The organism is Pseudomonas sp. TE3910, from assembly GCF_056279025.1.
Genome location: NZ_JBWBQN010000001.1, coordinates 3,415,553 through 3,430,526 on the forward strand (window position 1 = coordinate 3,415,553; position 14,974 = coordinate 3,430,526).

Sequence of the window (14,974 nt, forward strand, 5' to 3'; positions counted from 1 at the left end):
CTTAGAAGAAGCTCAAGCCAACGTGGAAGAGTTTCTCGACGTCACGGATGTACTTTTTATCCACAACAAAGAGGATCACCCGGTCACCGGCTTCGATCACGGTGTCGTCGTGGGCGATCAGCACTTCCTCGTCGCGGATGATCGCGCCGATGGTGGTGCCCGGTGGCAGTGCGATGTCTTCGATGGCCTTGCCGATGACCTTGCTCGATTTCGAGTCGCCATGAGCGATGGCCTCGATGGCCTCGGCCGCCCCTCGGCGCAGCGAGTGGACGCTGACGATGTCACCTCGACGTACGTGGGCCAGCAAGGTACCGATCGTCGCCAGTTGCGGGCTGATGGCGATGTCGATTTCGCCACCTTGCACCAGGTCGACATAGGCCGGGTTGTTGATGATGGTCATCACCTTGCGCGCACCAAGGCGCTTGGCCAGCAGCGAAGACATGATGTTGGCTTCGTCGTCGTTGGTCAGGGCCAGGAAAATGTCGGCTTCGGCGATATTCTCTTCGACCATCAGGTCGCGGTCCGAGGCGCTGCCTTGCAGGACCACTGTGCTGTCCAGGGTGTCGGACAGGTAGCGGCAGCGTGCCGGGTTCATTTCGATGATCTTGACCTGGTAGCGGCTTTCGATGGCCTCGGCCAGGCGCTCACCGATCTGCCCACCACCGGCGATGACCACCCGCTTGTTGGTTTCGTCGATACGCCGCAGCTCGCCCATCACGGCGCGGATGTGCGCCTTGGCGGCGATGAAGAACACTTCGTCGTCGGCCTCGATCACGGTGTCGCCCTGGGGCAGGATTGGCCGGTCACGGCGGAAGATCGCCGCGACGCGAGTATCCACATTCGGCATGTGCGCACGGATCTGGCGCAGTTGCTGGCCCACCAGCGGGCCACCGTAATAGGCCTTGACCGCCACCAGTTGGGCTTTGCCCTCGGCGAAGTCGATCACCTGCAAGGCACCCGGGTGTTCGATCAGGCGCTTGATGTAGTGGGTCACCACCTGTTCGGGGCTGATCAACACATCGACCGGAATGGCCTCGTTATTGAACAGGCCGGCACGGGTCAGGTAGGCCGACTCGCGTACCCGGGCGATTTTGGTCGGGGTATGGAACAGGGTGTAGGCGACCTGACAGGCGACCATGTTGGTCTCGTCACTGTTGGTCACCGCAACCAGCATGTCGGCATCGTCGGCACCGGCCTGACGCAGGACCGTCGGGAACGAACCCCGGCCCTGGACCGTGCGGATATCCAGGCGGTCGCCGAGGTCGCGCAGGCGATCACCATCGGTATCGACCACGGTGATGTCGTTGGCTTCGCTGGCCAGGTGTTCGGCCAGCGTACCGCCAACCTGCCCCGCACCCAGGATGATGATCTTCATCCACTACTCCCCTTCCATTGTCGTTATCCGCGAGCCGCGGCGATCTTGATCAGCTTGGCGTAATAGAAACCGTCGTGCCCACCCTCTTGCGCCAGCAGCTGGCGACCATGAGGTTGACGCAGCCCAGCGGCAGTCGCCAGGTCCAGCTCGCGGGCACCTGGCGTGCGGGCGAGGAAGGCGTCGATTACTTCCGTGTTTTCCGTTGGCAAACTCGAACAGGTGGCGTAGAGCAGGATCCCGCCGACCTCCAGGGTTGGCCACAGGGCATCGAGCAGTTCGCCCTGCAGGCTGGCCAGGGCCGGAATGTCCTCGGCCTGACGGGTCAGCTTGATGTCCGGGTGGCGGCGGATGACCCCGGTTGCCGAGCAGGGGGCGTCGAGCAGGATGCGCTGGAAGCCCTTGCCGTCCCACCAACTGGCGGTATCCCGTGCGTCGCAGGCGATCAATTGTGCGTCAAGGCCCAGACGGTCGAGGTTTTCCCGTACGCGTGTCAGGCGTTTGGCCTCCAGGTCAATGGCGACCACTTGTTGCAGCCCGGCCTCTGCTTCGAGCAGGTGACAGGTTTTTCCGCCCGGGGCGCAGCAAGCGTCCAGCACCCGTTGCCCTGGGGCCAGGTCCATCAGGTCGGCGGCCAGTTGCGCGGCTTCGTCCTGAACGCTGATCCAGCCTTGGTCGAAGCCAGGCAGGTTGCGCACGTCGCTGGCCTCGGCCAGAACGATGCCATCGCGGCTGTACTGGCACGGCGCGGCCTGAATACCGGCCTCGGCAAGCAACTGCAGGTAGGCGTCGCGGTTGTGATGACGACGATTCACCCGCAGGATCATCGGAGGGTGCGCGTTGTTGGCGGCGCAGATCGCTTCCCATTGCTCTGGCCAGAAGGCCTTGAGCGACTTCTGCAGCCAGCGCGGGTGGGCGGTACGCACCACCGGGTCGCGCTCCAATGCGCTTAGCAACTCATTGCCTTCACGCTGGGCCCGGCGCAGTACAGCGTTGAGCAGGGCCTTGGCCCAGGGCTTTTTCAGTTTGTCGGCACAGCCAACGGTCTCGCCGATGGCCGCATGCGCGGGAGTACGGGTGTAGAGCAGTTGATACAGACCAACCAGCAACAATGCCTGTACATCGGCATCGGCACTCTTGAAAGGCTTTTGCAGCAACTGTTCGGCCAGCGCCGACAAGCGCGGCTGCCAGCGGGCTGTACCGAAGGCCAGGTCCTGGGTCAGGCCGCGATCACGCGCCTCGACTTTATCCAGTTGTGCCGGGAGCGAGCTGTTCAACGATGCCTTGCCGCTGAGAACGGCGGCCAGGGCGCGGGCAGCGGCCAGACGCGGGTTCATTGGCCCAGCACCGTGCCGACGGCGAATTTCTCGCGACGGCTATTGAACAGGTCGCTGAAGTTTAGCGCTTTGCCCCCGGGCAACTGCAGACGGGTCAGGCACAGCGCCTGATCAGCACAGGCGACCACCAGGCCGTCCTTGCTCGCGCTGATGATCTCACCGGGTTGACCATGGCCTTCAGCCAGGCTTGCCGCGAGCACTTTCACGGCTTCGCCGCTCAGGGTGCTGTGGCACACGGGCCAGGGGTTGAAGGCACGGATCAGGCGCTCCAGCTCAACCGCAGGCCGGTTCCAGTCCAGGCGCGCTTCGTCCTTGTTCAGCTTGTGCGCATAGGTGGCCAGTGCATCGTCCTGCACTTCGCCCTGTAGCGTGCCGTCGGCGAGGCCGGCAATGGCTTGCAGGACGGCGGGCGGGCCCATTTCGGCGAGGCGGTCGTGCAGGCTGCCACCGGTATCGGTGGCACTGATCGGCGTGCTGACCTTGAGCAGCATCGGCCCGGTGTCCAGGCCTGCCTCCATGCGCATGACGGTCACGCCGCTTTCCGGGTCGCCTGCTTCCACGGCCCGTTGGATCGGCGCCGCACCGCGCCAGCGCGGCAGCAAGGAGGCGTGGCTGTTGATGCAACCCAGGCGCGGAATATCCAGCACGACCTGCGGCAGGATCAAACCGTACGCCACCACCACCATCAGGTCTGGTTGCAGCGCGGCCAGTTCGGCCTGGGCGTCGGCATCGCGCAGGGTCGGCGGTTGCAACACAGGGATACCGTGCTGCGCGGCCAATTGTTTGACCGGGCTGGGCATCAGTTTTTGTCCGCGCCCGGCGGGACGGTCCGGCTGGGTGTAGACCGCGACGATGTCGTAGGGGCTGTCGAGCAGGGCTTTGAGGTGTTCGGCGGCAAACTCAGGAGTGCCCGCGAAGACGATGCGCATGGAGTTCTCGCTTAAAAAAGAAAAAGGCTTGCCGGAGCAAGCCTTCTGGATGAGGGGATCAAGCTTGCTGGCGGTGAAGTTTTTCCAGTTTTTTCTTGATCCGGTCGCGTTTCAGGGTCGACAGGTAATCGACGAACAGCTTGCCGTTGAGGTGATCGCACTCATGTTGAATGCACACGGCCAGGAGGTCTTCGGCGATCAGTTCAAACGGTTGGCCATCACGGTCCAGGGCCTTGACCCGGACGCGCAGTGGGCGGTCGACGTTCTCGTAGAAGCCCGGCACCGACAAACAGCCTTCCTGATACTGGCCCATGTCGTCGGTGAGCATTTCCAGCTCGGGGTTGATGAACACCCGTGGTTCGCTGCGGTCTTCGCTCAGGTCCATGACCACGATGCGCTTGTGCACGTTGACCTGGGTTGCGGCCAAGCCGATACCCGGCGCTTCGTACATGGTTTCAAACATGTCGTCGACCAGCTGGCGTACGGCGTCGTCAACTTCCACTACCGGTTTGGCGATGGTGCGAAGACGCGGGTCAGGGAATTCGAGGATGTTCAGAATGGCCATAAGCGTATGAGCTGCACTGTGCGAAGTAATACAAACATGAATGCACATAATAAAGGGATTCGACGCGTTCGGCACCTGTGAAAAGGTCAGCTAACGTTTAGCAGCCACCCCCATGCATCGGCCCGGTGAGCGGAGCGGTGTTGACTGACGCACATGTTGTCAATCGATTATCAACAGAGTTATCCACAGCTTGTTGTTGGCTTCGCCGGGCCTCTGAATCAAGGATGATCAGATGATGTGCAATGATTTTTCGACCTGCCCACCCGCCGAACTGGAGGCGCGGCTGCGCTTGCATCGGCTGCCGGAGCTCGGGCCTCGGCGTTTCCGTAAACTGATCGAAGCCTTCGGTAGTGCTTCGGCAGCGCTCAGCGCACCGGCTGCCGCCTGGCGTCCGCTGGGCGTGCCAGCCACCGCAGTGGAGGCGCGGCGCAGCCCAGAGATCCGTGATGGTGCGGCGGCCGCAATGGCCTGGCTAGAGCGCCCAGGCCAGCATTTGCTGATGTGGGACGCCGCCACCTACCCGGCCTTGCTGGCCGAACTGGACGATGCCCCGCCGCTGCTGTTCGTGGCCGGTGACCCGGCCATTCTGGAGAAACCACAGTTGGCCATCGTCGGCAGTCGGCGTGCATCGCCCCCCGCCCTGGCGACAGCGGCGGCGTTTTCCCGCTGCCTGGCACAGGCCGGTTTTGTCGTCACCAGTGGTTTGGCGGCGGGCATTGATGGTGTGGCTCACCAGGCCGCGCTGGACGTCGGTGGACAGACAATCGGGGTGGTCGGAACCGGGCTGCAAAAATGTTATCCACAGCGCCATCGGGCGCTGGCAGCGGCAATGGCGGAGCGCGGCAGCGCGGTGGTGTCAGAGTTTCCGCTGGACGCCGGACCCGTCGCCGGAAATTTCCCCCGGCGCAACCGCATCATCAGCGGCTTGTCGCTGGGTGTGCTGGTGGTTGAGGCCAGCCTGGCCAGTGGTTCGTTGATCACAGCGCGCCTGGCGGCCGAGCAAGGGCGAGAGGTCTACGCCATCCCGGGGTCTATCCATCATCCGGGCGCCAAGGGCTGCCATCAATTGATCCGCGATGGCGCGCTGCTGGTCGAGCGGATTGAGCACATACTGGAAACCCTGAGTGGGTGGCAGAACCTGCCGGTGACCCAGCCAGTGTTGCAGGTACCCTCCAACCCGTTGCTGGTGCTGCTCCTGGCCGCGCCGCAAAGCAGCGAAAGCCTGGCGCACGCCAGTGGTTGGCCGTTGTCGCGTGTCTTGGCGGCACTGACCGAGCTTGAGCTGGCCGGGCAGGTTTGTAATGAAGCAGGCCGTTGGTTTGCTCGGCCGGGCTAAGTACACTGCTCGTCAGCCTTTTAGCGGAGTGACAGCAATGGTGAGCAATTGGCGCGTGCAACAAGCTGCACGCGAGATTCGGGCGGGTGCGGTGATTGCCTATCCCACCGAAGCCGTCTGGGGTCTGGGCTGTGATCCCTGGAACGAGGAAGCGGTTGATCGGTTACTGGCGATCAAGTCGCGTTCGGTAGACAAGGGGTTGATCCTGATCGCCGACAATATTCGCCAGTTCGATTTTTTGTTCGAGGATTTTCCGGAAACCTGGCTCGACCGCATGGGCAGTACCTGGCCGGGTCCGAACACCTGGTTGGTGCCGCATCAGGGAATGCTCCCGGAGTGGATCACCGGCATGCACGACACCGTCGCCCTGCGTGTCAGCGATCACCCGGTGGTGCGTGACCTGTGTGCGCTGGTCGGGCCGCTGGTGTCGACTTCGGCCAACCCTCAGGGGCGGCCTGCAGCCCGCACGCGGCTGCGGGTTGAGCAGTACTTCCATGGCCAGTTGGATCTGGTGCTTGGTGGTGCCTTGGGCGGTCGCAAGAACCCGAGTGTGATTCGCGACCTGATGACCGGCGATGTTGTCCGACCGGGCTGAGGAGCGCTAAACCGCCCTTGCCAGCGATTCGCGCGCCGTGCAGGAACAGGCACGGCGCTGCGGTTATCGCCGGCAAGGCGGGTGCCTACCGGGTGGGTGTCAAGGCAACAGCACCGTGGACCCCACTGTCCGGCGTGCCGACAGCTCGGTTTGGGCCTTGGCCGCTTCGCTCAACGGGTAGCGTTGCTGGATATCTACCGTCAGTTTGCCACTGGCGATCATCCCGAACAGTTCATCGGCCATTGCTTGCGTGTTGGCTGGGGTGTTGGCGTAGCCTGCCAGCGTTGGTCGGGTGACATACAGCGAGCCTTTCTGCGCCAGAATGCCCAGGTTCACGCCGCTGACCGCCCCGGAGGCATTGCCGAAGCTGACCATCAGGCCACGGGGGGCCAGGCAGTCGAGAGACGTCAGCCAGGTATCCTGACCAACGCCGTCATAAACCACCGGGCATTTCTTGCCATCGGTCAGCTCCAGAACCCGTTGCACGACGTCTTCATGGCTGTAGTCGATGGTCGCCCAGGCACCCAGCGCCTTGGCCCGTTCGGCTTTTTCCGCCGAACTAACGGTACCGATCAGCTTGACCCCAAGGGCCTTGGCCCATTGGCAGGCGAGCGATCCAACACCGCCGGCGGCGGCGTGGAACAGAATGGTCTGGCCCGGTTGCACGGCATAGGTCTGGCGTAGCAGGTACTGCACGGTCAGGCCCTTGAGCATCACGGCTGCGGCCTGCTCAAAGCTGATGGCGTCTGGCAGTTTCACCAGGTTGGCCGCTGGCAGCACATGCACCTCGCTGTAGGCGCCCAGCGGGCCGACAGCATAGGCCACGCGGTCGCCGACCTTGAAATGCTCGACACCCTCGCCAACGGCTTCAACCACGCCCGCCCCTTCCGTGCCCAGGCCCGAAGGCAGTGAGGGCGGTGCATAGAGGCCGCTGCGGAAGTAGGTATCGATGAAGTTCAGGCCAACGGCCTGGTTGCGCACGCTGACCTGCTGTGGCCCGGGTGCCTGTGGCTCGTAATCGACCCACTGCAGGACCTCTGGACCTCCATGCTGGCTGAACTGGATACGCTTGGCCATCTGCTCTCTCCTGTATTGATCCTGGGGAAAGCTGCTATCGGACTCCGTTGCTTGATCGCCGTCAACTGCGGCAGGCCCATGGCCGGTGGTATGCTACGCGCCGAATTTGCCTTAGCCCGTTTCCAGGTGACCTGATGACTAGCCGCACCGAGGCCGTGAAAGCCTACCTGCTTGACCTGCAAGACCGGATTTGCACTGCCCTTGAGAACGAAGACGGCGGTACACGGTTCATCGAGGACAGCTGGACGCGTGAAGCGGGCGGTGGCGGGCGAACCCGGGTCATCAGTGATGGCAAGGTGATCGAGAAAGGTGGGGTGAACTTCTCCCATGTGTTCGGCAGCGGTTTGCCGCCTTCGGCCAGTGCCCATCGGCCAGAGCTGGCGGGGCGTGGCTTTGAAGCGCTGGGTGTGTCGCTGGTGATCCACCCGCACAACCCGCATGTACCGACGTCTCACGCCAACGTGCGCTTTTTCATCGCCGAGAAAGAAGGCGAGGAAGCGGTCTGGTGGTTCGGTGGTGGTTTTGACCTGACGCCGTACTACGCCAACGAAGAAGATTGCGTGCATTGGCACCGGGTCGCCGAGCAAGCCTGCGCGCCGTTTGGCGCTGACGTTTACCCGCGTTACAAAGCCTGGTGTGATCGCTATTTCCACCTCAAGCATCGTAATGAGCCTCGCGGCATCGGCGGCCTGTTCTTCGACGACCTGAATGCATGGGACTTCGACACCTGCTTCGCCTTCATGCGGGCTATCGGCGATGCCTACGTCGAGGCTTATCTGCCCATCGTGCAGCGCCGCAAGGCTCAGCCATACACGGCACAGCAGCGTGAATTCCAGGAGTTCCGCCGTGGCCGTTATGTGGAGTTCAACCTGGTCTATGACCGTGGCACCCTGTTCGGCTTGCAGTCGGGTGGGCGTACCGAGTCGATCCTGATGTCGCTGCCGCCGCAGGTTCGCTGGGGCTACGACTGGAAGCCTGAACCTGGCAGCGAGGAAGCGCGCTTGACCGAGTACTTCCTGCAGGATCGCGACTGGCTTGGCGAGGCTGCCAAAGCTGGTCATTGAGCCGCGTTGTGGATAACTCGCAGTGGATAACTTGCCCGAGCCTCGGGCCTGACTCAGGAATCGCGTGAATGGACCAGTATGTCGTCTTCGGCAACCCGATTGGCCACAGCAAGTCGCCTTTGATCCACCGGCTGTTTGCCGACCAGACCGGCGAGCACTTGGAATACAGCACCTTGCTTGCGCCGCTGGACGACTTCAGTAACTGTGCTCTGGGCTTCTTCAAGCAGGGGCGTGGGGCCAATGTCACCGTGCCGTTCAAGGAAGAAGCCTTCCGAATGGTCGATAGCCTGACCCCGCGGGCACGCCGGGCTGGTGCGGTGAACACCTTGAGCAAACTGGCTGATGACAGCCTGCAGGGTGACAACACCGACGGTGCCGGGCTGGTCCGTGACCTGACCGTGAATGCCGGTGTACAACTGACGGGCAAGCGCATTTTGCTGCTCGGCGCCGGTGGCGCCGTGCGTGGTGTGCTGGAACCGTTGTTGGCGCACAACCCGGCGTCGCTGGTGATTGCCAACCGTACGGTGGAAAAGGCCGAACAACTGGCGCGTGAGTTCGCTGACCTGGGCCCGGTGGCTGCCAGTGGGTTTACTTGGCTGAAAGAGCCGGTCGACCTGATAATCAATGCCACCTCGGCCAGCCTGGCCGGTGAGGTTCCGCCGATTGACGCCAGCCTGATCCAGCCGGGGCATACCGTGTGCTACGACATGATGTATGGCAAGGAACCGACCCCGTTCTGCCGCTGGGCCAGCGAACAGGGCGCGGCGCAGGTGCTGGACGGCTTGGGTATGCTCGTTGAGCAGGCCGCCGAAGCGTTTTTCATCTGGCGTGGTGTGCACCCTGATACTGCGCCTGTCCTCGACGAGTTGCGCCGTCAGCTGGCGCGCGGCTAATCCTCGAAACGAATGGGGCAGTGCGCTGCCCCTTCCAGCTTGTACAACTCTTCAACCACTTGCGGTCGCGCGCGACGCAGGGTCAGGCTGCCGCCCTGCCGACGCAGGCGGCGGGCTTCGCGGTGCAGCATCTCCACTCCGGAATAGTCGATGAAGTTGATCTGTCGGGCATCGATCACCACCCTCGGGCCTTGGCAGCGTTGCAGGCGCACCTGCAGGTAATGGCTGGCGCCGAAGAAAATCGACCCGCCGACCCGCAGGATATCCACATCACCTTCCCGGCTGTGCTGGACACTAGGCTGCGATGTGCGCTTGAGGTAGAAGAACAGCGATACCAGTACGCCGGCATAGATAGCGGTCTGCAACTCCAGCAGCAGCGTGGCGGCGCAGGTCACTGCCATCACCAGGAATTCCGCCCGGCTGACGCGGAACAGCGCCCGAATCGCCCGGTGGTCAATCAGTCCCCAGCAAATCAGCAGAATACTGCCGGCCATGGCCGGTAGCGGAATGTGGGCGATCAGCGTGGCACCGGTCACGGCGAACAGCGCGACCCACAGCGCGGAAAACACCCCGGCCAACGGCGAGCGGGCACCTGCTTCCAGGCTCAATCCCGAGCGGGTGAAAGAGCCTGAGGACAGGTAACCGGAGAAGAACGCCCCGCCCATGTTCGACAGGCCCTGAGCACGGATTTCCTGATTGACGTCGATCAGTTGCTCCGAGCGTGCTGACAAGGCACGGGCAATCGACAGGCTCGTCACCAGGCCGAGCATCCCCACCGCCACGGCACCGGGCAGCAGCCGCAGCAGCAGTTCCAGGTCCCATAGCGGCAGTGGGCTTATGGGCGGTAGTTGGCCGACGAAACCCTGTACCCGCGCCACATGCCCGAAGACGGAAGGCCACAACGCGCACAGCAGACTGGCGCTGGTCAGGCTGATCAGCAGGCCCGGCCAGCGCGGTCGCAGCTGCCTCAGGGCAATGCCCAGCAGCAGCGTACCCAGGCCTAGGGCGAGTGAACGCAGGTCGGCGTTTTTTGCATGTTCAAGCAGGCCCTGCAGGGCTTTCAAGGCCGTTGTCTGGCTGGGCAGGTCCAGCCCCAGAAGACTTGGCAGTTGCCCCAAGGCAATGACCACGGCGGCACCGATGGTAAAGCCGAGTACCACAGGCAGGGAGACAAAATTGACCAGCGCACCGAACCTGAGCATGCCCAGCAACCACTGAAACACGCCGGCGAGGAACGTCAGTAGCAGGATAAGCGTGATGTAATCGCTGCTGCCCGCACTGGCCAAAGGGTTGACACTGGCATACAGCACGACCGATATCGCCGCGGTGGGCCCACAGATCAGGTGCCAGGATGAACCCCACAGGCACGCAATAAGTACGGGTACGATGGCTGCGTACAGGCCGTACTCGGCGGGCAGTCCAGCGATCAGGGCATACGCAATGGATTGCGGCAGGGCGAGGATTGCCCCGCTCAGGCCCACGTGCAGGTCGCGACCGACGCTGGCACGGGTCTGCCGAGGTAGCCAGGAAAGAAAAGGCAGGAGTGTGTGGCGGTCGGGCCAGGCCATGGGGTTCTCGGTCGGCTGAGCAGTACACAGGGTGCGATTTCCTGCGCGGTGGTGCAAGCCGTCCCTGAGCGGGCGGGTTATAGTTGTGAACGTTCTTTGGGGTCAGGAGCTCGTGTGCAAAGAATCAAGGGCTATCACGCCCATGTCTATTACGATGCCAGCACCATGGCGCAGGCCCGGGCGCTGTGCGAGGAAGCTTCGCAGCTGTTTCCGGTGACGATGGGGCGGATGCATCAGCAACCGGTGGGGCCGCACCCGGACTGGAGTTGCCAGTTGGCGTTTGGTCCGGAAGTGGTTGGCGTAGTGCTGCCTTGGCTAGCGTTGTACCGCAACGGGCTGGTGGTGTTCCTGCACCCGCTAACCGGTGACGAATTGGCCGATCATCGTGATCATGGCATCTGGATGGGGGCGGTGCGACCGCTCGACCTGTCGATCTTCAGCCAAGCCTAAGGTGTCGCAAGCAAGCCCCCACACAAGGTGCAGGAGCAGGCTTGCCTGCGATTGAGACTTAGGCCTTGCGCGCCGCCCGCACACCTTCGGCCAGTGCCGAGCACAGCTCCAGCACATCGCCTACGGCTTGTTCAGCGCTGGTTGCGTGGGCAATCTTGTCTACCAGTGCCGAGCCAACCACCACGCCGTCTGCGAGACGGGCAATGGCCGCCGCCTGCTCGGGTGTACGGATACCGAAGCCAACACTGATTGGCAGGTCGGTATGCCGACGCAGGCGCTCGATGGCGCTGCTGACCTGATCGGTGGTGGCAGAGCCGGCACCGGTCACACCGGCAACCGAGACGTAGTAGACAAAGCCCGAGCTGCGCTCGAGCACGCGTGGCAAACGCGCATCGTCGGTGGTCGGAGTGGTCAGGCGAATGAAGTCGATCCCGGCGGTTTGGGCCGGGGTCGCCAGTTCGGCATCATGCTCTGGCGGCAGGTCAACGATGATCAGGCCATCGACGCCGGCTTCCTTGGCGTCTGCGACAAAGGCTTCGACACCAAAACGGTGGATCGGGTTGTAGTAGCCCATCAGGACGATGGGCGTGGTGCTGTCGTCGACGCGGAACTCGCGCACCATCTGCAGGGTTTTCGCCAGGGTCTGACCGGCGTCCAGGGCACGCAGGGTGGCCAGCTGGATCGCCACACCATCGGCCATCGGGTCGGTGAAGGGCATGCCCAGTTCGATCACGTCGGCGCCAGCGGCGGGCAGGCCCTTGAGGATCGCCAGCGAGGCATCGTAGCCCGGGTCGCCTGCGGTGACGAATGTGACCAGTGCCGCACGGCCTTCGGCCTTGAGCGTGGCAAAACGTTGTTCAAGACGGCTCATGCCTGCTTCTCCTGCTGTGCGGTCGCGGCCATATGGCTCATTACGGTTTGCATGTCTTTGTCGCCGCGCCCGGACAGGCACACCACCATCAGGTGATCCTTGGGCAGGGTCGGTGCGCGTTTGATCGCTTCAGCCAGGGCGTGGGCGGTCTCCAGCGCCGGGATGATGCCTTCCAGGCGGCAGGTGGTGTGGAACGCCGCCAGGGCTTCGTCATCGGTGATGCTGACGTACTCGACACGCTTCACTTCGTGCAGGTAAGCGTGTTCCGGACCGATGCCCGGGTAGTCGAGGCCCGCAGAAATCGAGTGGGCGTCGGTGATCTGGCCGTCCGCGTCCTGCAGCAGGTAGGTACGGTTACCGTGCAATACGCCCGGTACACCACCGTTGAGGCTGGCCGCGTGTTTGTCGGTGTCGACGCCATGGCCACCGGCTTCGACGCCGATGATCTGTACGCTGGCGTCATCGAGGAAGTCGTGGAACAGGCCCATGGCGTTCGAGCCACCGCCAACACAGGCGATCAGGCTGTCTGGCAGGCGACCTTCCTTGGCGTTCATCTGTTCACGGGTTTCCTTGCCGATGATCGACTGGAAGTCACGGACCATGGCGGGATACGGGTGCGGACCTGCAACAGTACCAATCAGGTAGAAGGTTTCATCAACGTTGGTCACCCAGTCACGCAGGGCTTCGTTCATCGCGTCCTTGAGCGTACCGGTACCGGCGGTGACCGGGACGATTTCGGCGCCCAGCAGCTTCATGCGGAACACGTTGGCTTGCTGGCGGTCGATGTCGGTGGCGCCCATGTAGATCACGCAAGGCAGGCCAAAGCGTGCCGCTACGGTGGCGGTGGCCACGCCGTGCATGCCGGCGCCGGTTTCAGCGATCAGGCGCTTTTTGCCCATGCGCTTGGCCAGCAGTACCTGGCCGATGCAGTTGTTGATCTTGTGCGCGCCGGTGTGGTTGAGCTCTTCGCGCTTGAAGTAGATCTTCGCGCCGCCGCAGTGCTCGGTCAGGCGTTCTGCGAAGTACAGCGGGTTCGGGCGACCGATGTAATCGCGTTGGAAGTAGGCCAGTTCTTCGATGAACGCCGGGTCGGCCTTGGCAGCTTCATATTCTTTGGCCAGGTCAAGCACCAGTGGCATCAGGGTTTCAGCGACGTAACGGCCGCCGAAATCGCCAAACAGGCCGTTGGCATCAGGGCCGCTGCGGTAGTGGGTCTGGGTCATGAGTCGCTCCAAGGCGTTATCTAGACTGGGATTGGCTCTACTCTAACCACGACACACGCATCTGAAAACCGATAAGATCGCCATAACCTGTCAGGAAAACTCACAAATCAAATGGCCCACGACTTGCCTCCGTTGAACGCCTTGCGGGCGTTCGAAGCGACCGCCCGGCTGAACAGCGTCAGCCAGGCTGCCGAGCAGCTGCACGTTACCCATGGCGCGGTTAGCCGTCAGCTCAAGGTGTTGGAGGAGCACTTGGGGGTGAGCCTGTTCGTCAAGGATGGGCGTGGCATTAAACTCACAGATGCTGGGGTGCGGCTACGGGATGCCAGTAGCGATGCGTTCGAGCGCCTGCGTGTGGTGTGCGCCGAATTAAGCCGCGACAGTGCCGAGGCGCCCTTCGTTCTGGGCTGTTCGGGCAGCCTGTTGGCGCGTTGGTTCATACCGCGGTTGGGCCGCTTGAAGGCCGACCTGCCGGAATTGCGGCTGCACCTGTCTGCGGGCGAAGGTGACCTTGATCCGCGTCGCCCGGGCCTGGATGCCCTTCTGGTGTTCGCGGAACCGCCATGGCCAGCCGACATGCAGGTACATGTTTTGGCCGAGGAGCGTATCGGCCCGGTGCTTAGCCCGCATTGCAGCGGCTTTGCGCGTTTGCAGCAGGCGCCGGCCAGCGCCTTGTTGGGTGAAGCGTTGCTGCAAACCACCTCGCGCCCACAGGCGTGGCCCAGTTGGGCTCGGCAACAGGGGCTCGACCCGCAGGCGTTGAGGTATGGGCAGGACTTCGAGCACCTGTATTACTTGCTGGAGGCGGCTGTCGCGGGCCTTGGCGTTGCCATTGCGCCACAACCCCTGGTAGCCGATGACCTGCGTGCCGGGCGTCTGGCTGCGCCGTGGGGTTTTTGTCAGACCCAGGCCGCGTTGGTGCTATGGGTGCCACGCCGCGCCGCCGATGGGCGTGCCGAACAGCTTGCCGGTTGGCTGCGTGCTGAACTGGCACAGCAGGTCGTGTGATAGCCGGGCCTGTTCGGCAGGTAAATCCGTGTGGCGCTGCTAGGCTCTGGAGTCAGGCTCGTCAGGAGAAACGCCATGTCCGATCATCACACCTACAAGAAAATAGAGCTTGTCGGCTCATCCCCCAACAGCATCGAAGAGGCCATCAACAATGCGCTGGCCGAGGCTGGCAAGAGTATTCAGCACCTGGAGTGGTTCGAGGTGGTCGACACCCGTGGGCATATCAAGGACAACAAGGCCGCGCACTTTCAGGTGACCCTCAAGGTGGGCTTTCGGATTGCCAACAGTTGATGCGTCCTGATGCCACAGTGCTGGCTTGAACGCGCAGCTTGGGGTACATAGGTAAAGATGCCGGGCAGCGTCCGGTACCCGTTTCTTTTTGATCTGAACAAGGAATGCGATCGATGAAGAAGGTGGTGATGGCTTTCGGTTTGATGATGCTCGCCGGAACGGCGTTGGCAGCCGGCAAACCGTGCGAAGCGTTGAAAAGCGAGATCGACGCGAAGCTCAAGGCGAAAGGTGTTTCCGGTTATTCGCTGGAGATCGTTGCCAAAGGCGCCGCTGCGGGTGGAAAAGTCGTAGGTACCTGCGAGGGCGGTACCAAGGAAATCGTCTACAAACGCGGTTAAGCCAGTAAGCGTCGGCTCCCGCGGTTTATACCTGCGCAGGAGCCGACGTTGCCACGC

16 protein-coding genes are annotated in these 14,974 nt (G+C 62.8%); 8 read left to right on the top strand and 8 right to left on the bottom strand.

Going from position 1 to position 14,974, the window contains the following annotated elements; translation table 11 throughout:
- Position 1 precedes the first annotated feature (1 nt).
- From trkA to def, 4 genes are read right to left on the bottom strand one after another with little or no spacing between them, the layout of a single operon-like run.
- Positions 2-1,375 (bottom strand): Trk system potassium transporter TrkA, encoded by a 1,374-nt coding sequence (gene trkA / locus ACZ9H3_RS15655; RefSeq protein ID WP_065759107.1) that lies wholly within the window; start codon positions 1,373-1,375, stop codon positions 2-4.
- Positions 1,376-1,398: 23 nt separating this feature from the next.
- Positions 1,399-2,709, bottom strand: a complete 1,311-nt coding sequence (gene rsmB / locus ACZ9H3_RS15660; RefSeq protein ID WP_102053007.1) for a 16S rRNA (cytosine(967)-C(5))-methyltransferase RsmB — start codon at positions 2,707-2,709, stop codon at positions 1,399-1,401.
- The gene (gene fmt, locus ACZ9H3_RS15665) at positions 2,706-3,638 is read right to left on the bottom strand and encodes a methionyl-tRNA formyltransferase (protein ID WP_099773225.1); all 933 of its coding nucleotides are present in this window, start codon (positions 3,636-3,638) and stop codon (positions 2,706-2,708) included. Before fmt ends, rsmB begins: the two co-directional genes overlap by 4 nt.
- Positions 3,639-3,696: 58 nt before the next feature.
- A complete protein-coding gene (def, locus tag ACZ9H3_RS15670; RefSeq protein ID WP_102053005.1) occupies positions 3,697-4,203 on the bottom strand; it encodes a peptide deformylase in 507 nt (168 codons plus the stop codon).
- A gap of 232 nt (positions 4,204-4,435) precedes the next feature.
- Here def and dprA point away from each other — a divergent pair, with 232 nt between their 5' ends.
- Both dprA and tsaC read left to right on the top strand, forming a co-directional pair.
- Positions 4,436-5,539 carry a DNA-processing protein DprA gene (dprA, locus tag ACZ9H3_RS15675; RefSeq protein WP_330522504.1) on the top strand — a complete coding sequence of 368 codons (1,104 nt, stop codon included), beginning with the start codon at positions 4,436-4,438 and terminating at the stop codon, positions 5,537-5,539.
- A gap of 37 nt (positions 5,540-5,576) precedes the next feature.
- Positions 5,577-6,134 carry an L-threonylcarbamoyladenylate synthase type 1 TsaC gene (gene tsaC, locus ACZ9H3_RS15680; protein WP_065759102.1) on the top strand — a complete coding sequence of 186 codons (558 nt, stop codon included), beginning with the start codon at positions 5,577-5,579 and terminating at the stop codon, positions 6,132-6,134.
- Between the two features lie 99 nt (positions 6,135-6,233).
- On the opposite strand, the gene ACZ9H3_RS15685 is transcribed toward tsaC, so the two are convergent.
- On the bottom strand, positions 6,234-7,211 hold the full coding sequence (locus ACZ9H3_RS15685) for an NADPH:quinone reductase (RefSeq protein ID WP_065759101.1): 978 nt from the start codon (positions 7,209-7,211) through the stop codon (positions 6,234-6,236).
- A gap of 134 nt (positions 7,212-7,345) precedes the next feature.
- Here ACZ9H3_RS15685 and hemF point away from each other — a divergent pair, with 134 nt between their 5' ends.
- Complete coding sequence (gene hemF, locus ACZ9H3_RS15690; protein WP_476221426.1) at positions 7,346-8,275, top strand: oxygen-dependent coproporphyrinogen oxidase; 930 nt, start codon at positions 7,346-7,348, stop codon at positions 8,273-8,275.
- Positions 8,276-8,343: 68 nt separating this feature from the next.
- On the top strand, positions 8,344-9,168 hold the full coding sequence (gene aroE / locus ACZ9H3_RS15695; protein WP_065759099.1) for a shikimate dehydrogenase: 825 nt from the start codon (positions 8,344-8,346) through the stop codon (positions 9,166-9,168).
- On the opposite strand, the gene ACZ9H3_RS15700 is transcribed toward aroE, so the two are convergent.
- Entirely contained in the window at positions 9,165-10,736 is a 1,572-nt protein-coding gene (locus tag ACZ9H3_RS15700; protein ID WP_476221428.1) for a SulP family inorganic anion transporter, read from the bottom strand. The two genes, aroE and ACZ9H3_RS15700, sit on opposite strands and share 4 nt — an antisense overlap.
- Before the next feature lie 114 nt (positions 10,737-10,850).
- On the opposite strand from ACZ9H3_RS15700, the gene ACZ9H3_RS15705 reads away from it, so the two are divergent.
- Positions 10,851-11,186 carry a DOPA 4,5-dioxygenase family protein gene (locus ACZ9H3_RS15705; RefSeq protein WP_065759097.1) on the top strand — a complete coding sequence of 112 codons (336 nt, stop codon included), beginning with the start codon at positions 10,851-10,853 and terminating at the stop codon, positions 11,184-11,186.
- Positions 11,187-11,244: 58 nt separating this feature from the next.
- Here the strand turns inward: ACZ9H3_RS15705 and trpA are convergent, their stop codons facing one another.
- Positions 11,245-12,057, bottom strand: coding sequence for a tryptophan synthase subunit alpha (trpA, locus tag ACZ9H3_RS15710; protein ID WP_099773228.1), 813 nt, complete (start codon positions 12,055-12,057; stop codon positions 11,245-11,247).
- On the bottom strand, positions 12,054-13,280 hold the full coding sequence (gene trpB, locus ACZ9H3_RS15715; protein ID WP_476221431.1) for a tryptophan synthase subunit beta: 1,227 nt from the start codon (positions 13,278-13,280) through the stop codon (positions 12,054-12,056). The genes trpA and trpB overlap by 4 nt, the downstream gene beginning before the upstream one ends.
- A gap of 111 nt (positions 13,281-13,391) precedes the next feature.
- On the opposite strand from trpB, the gene ACZ9H3_RS15720 reads away from it, so the two are divergent.
- The 3 genes from ACZ9H3_RS15720 (at position 13,392) to ACZ9H3_RS15730 (ending at position 14,917) form a co-directional block, all read left to right on the top strand.
- On the top strand, positions 13,392-14,288 hold the full coding sequence (locus ACZ9H3_RS15720) for a LysR family transcriptional regulator (protein WP_454240450.1): 897 nt from the start codon (positions 13,392-13,394) through the stop codon (positions 14,286-14,288).
- A gap of 75 nt (positions 14,289-14,363) precedes the next feature.
- On the top strand, positions 14,364-14,579 hold the full coding sequence (locus tag ACZ9H3_RS15725; RefSeq protein ID WP_065759093.1) for a dodecin: 216 nt from the start codon (positions 14,364-14,366) through the stop codon (positions 14,577-14,579).
- A gap of 113 nt (positions 14,580-14,692) precedes the next feature.
- Positions 14,693-14,917 carry a DUF1161 domain-containing protein gene (locus ACZ9H3_RS15730; protein WP_065759092.1) on the top strand — a complete coding sequence of 75 codons (225 nt, stop codon included), beginning with the start codon at positions 14,693-14,695 and terminating at the stop codon, positions 14,915-14,917.
- Positions 14,918-14,974 lie beyond the last annotated feature (57 nt).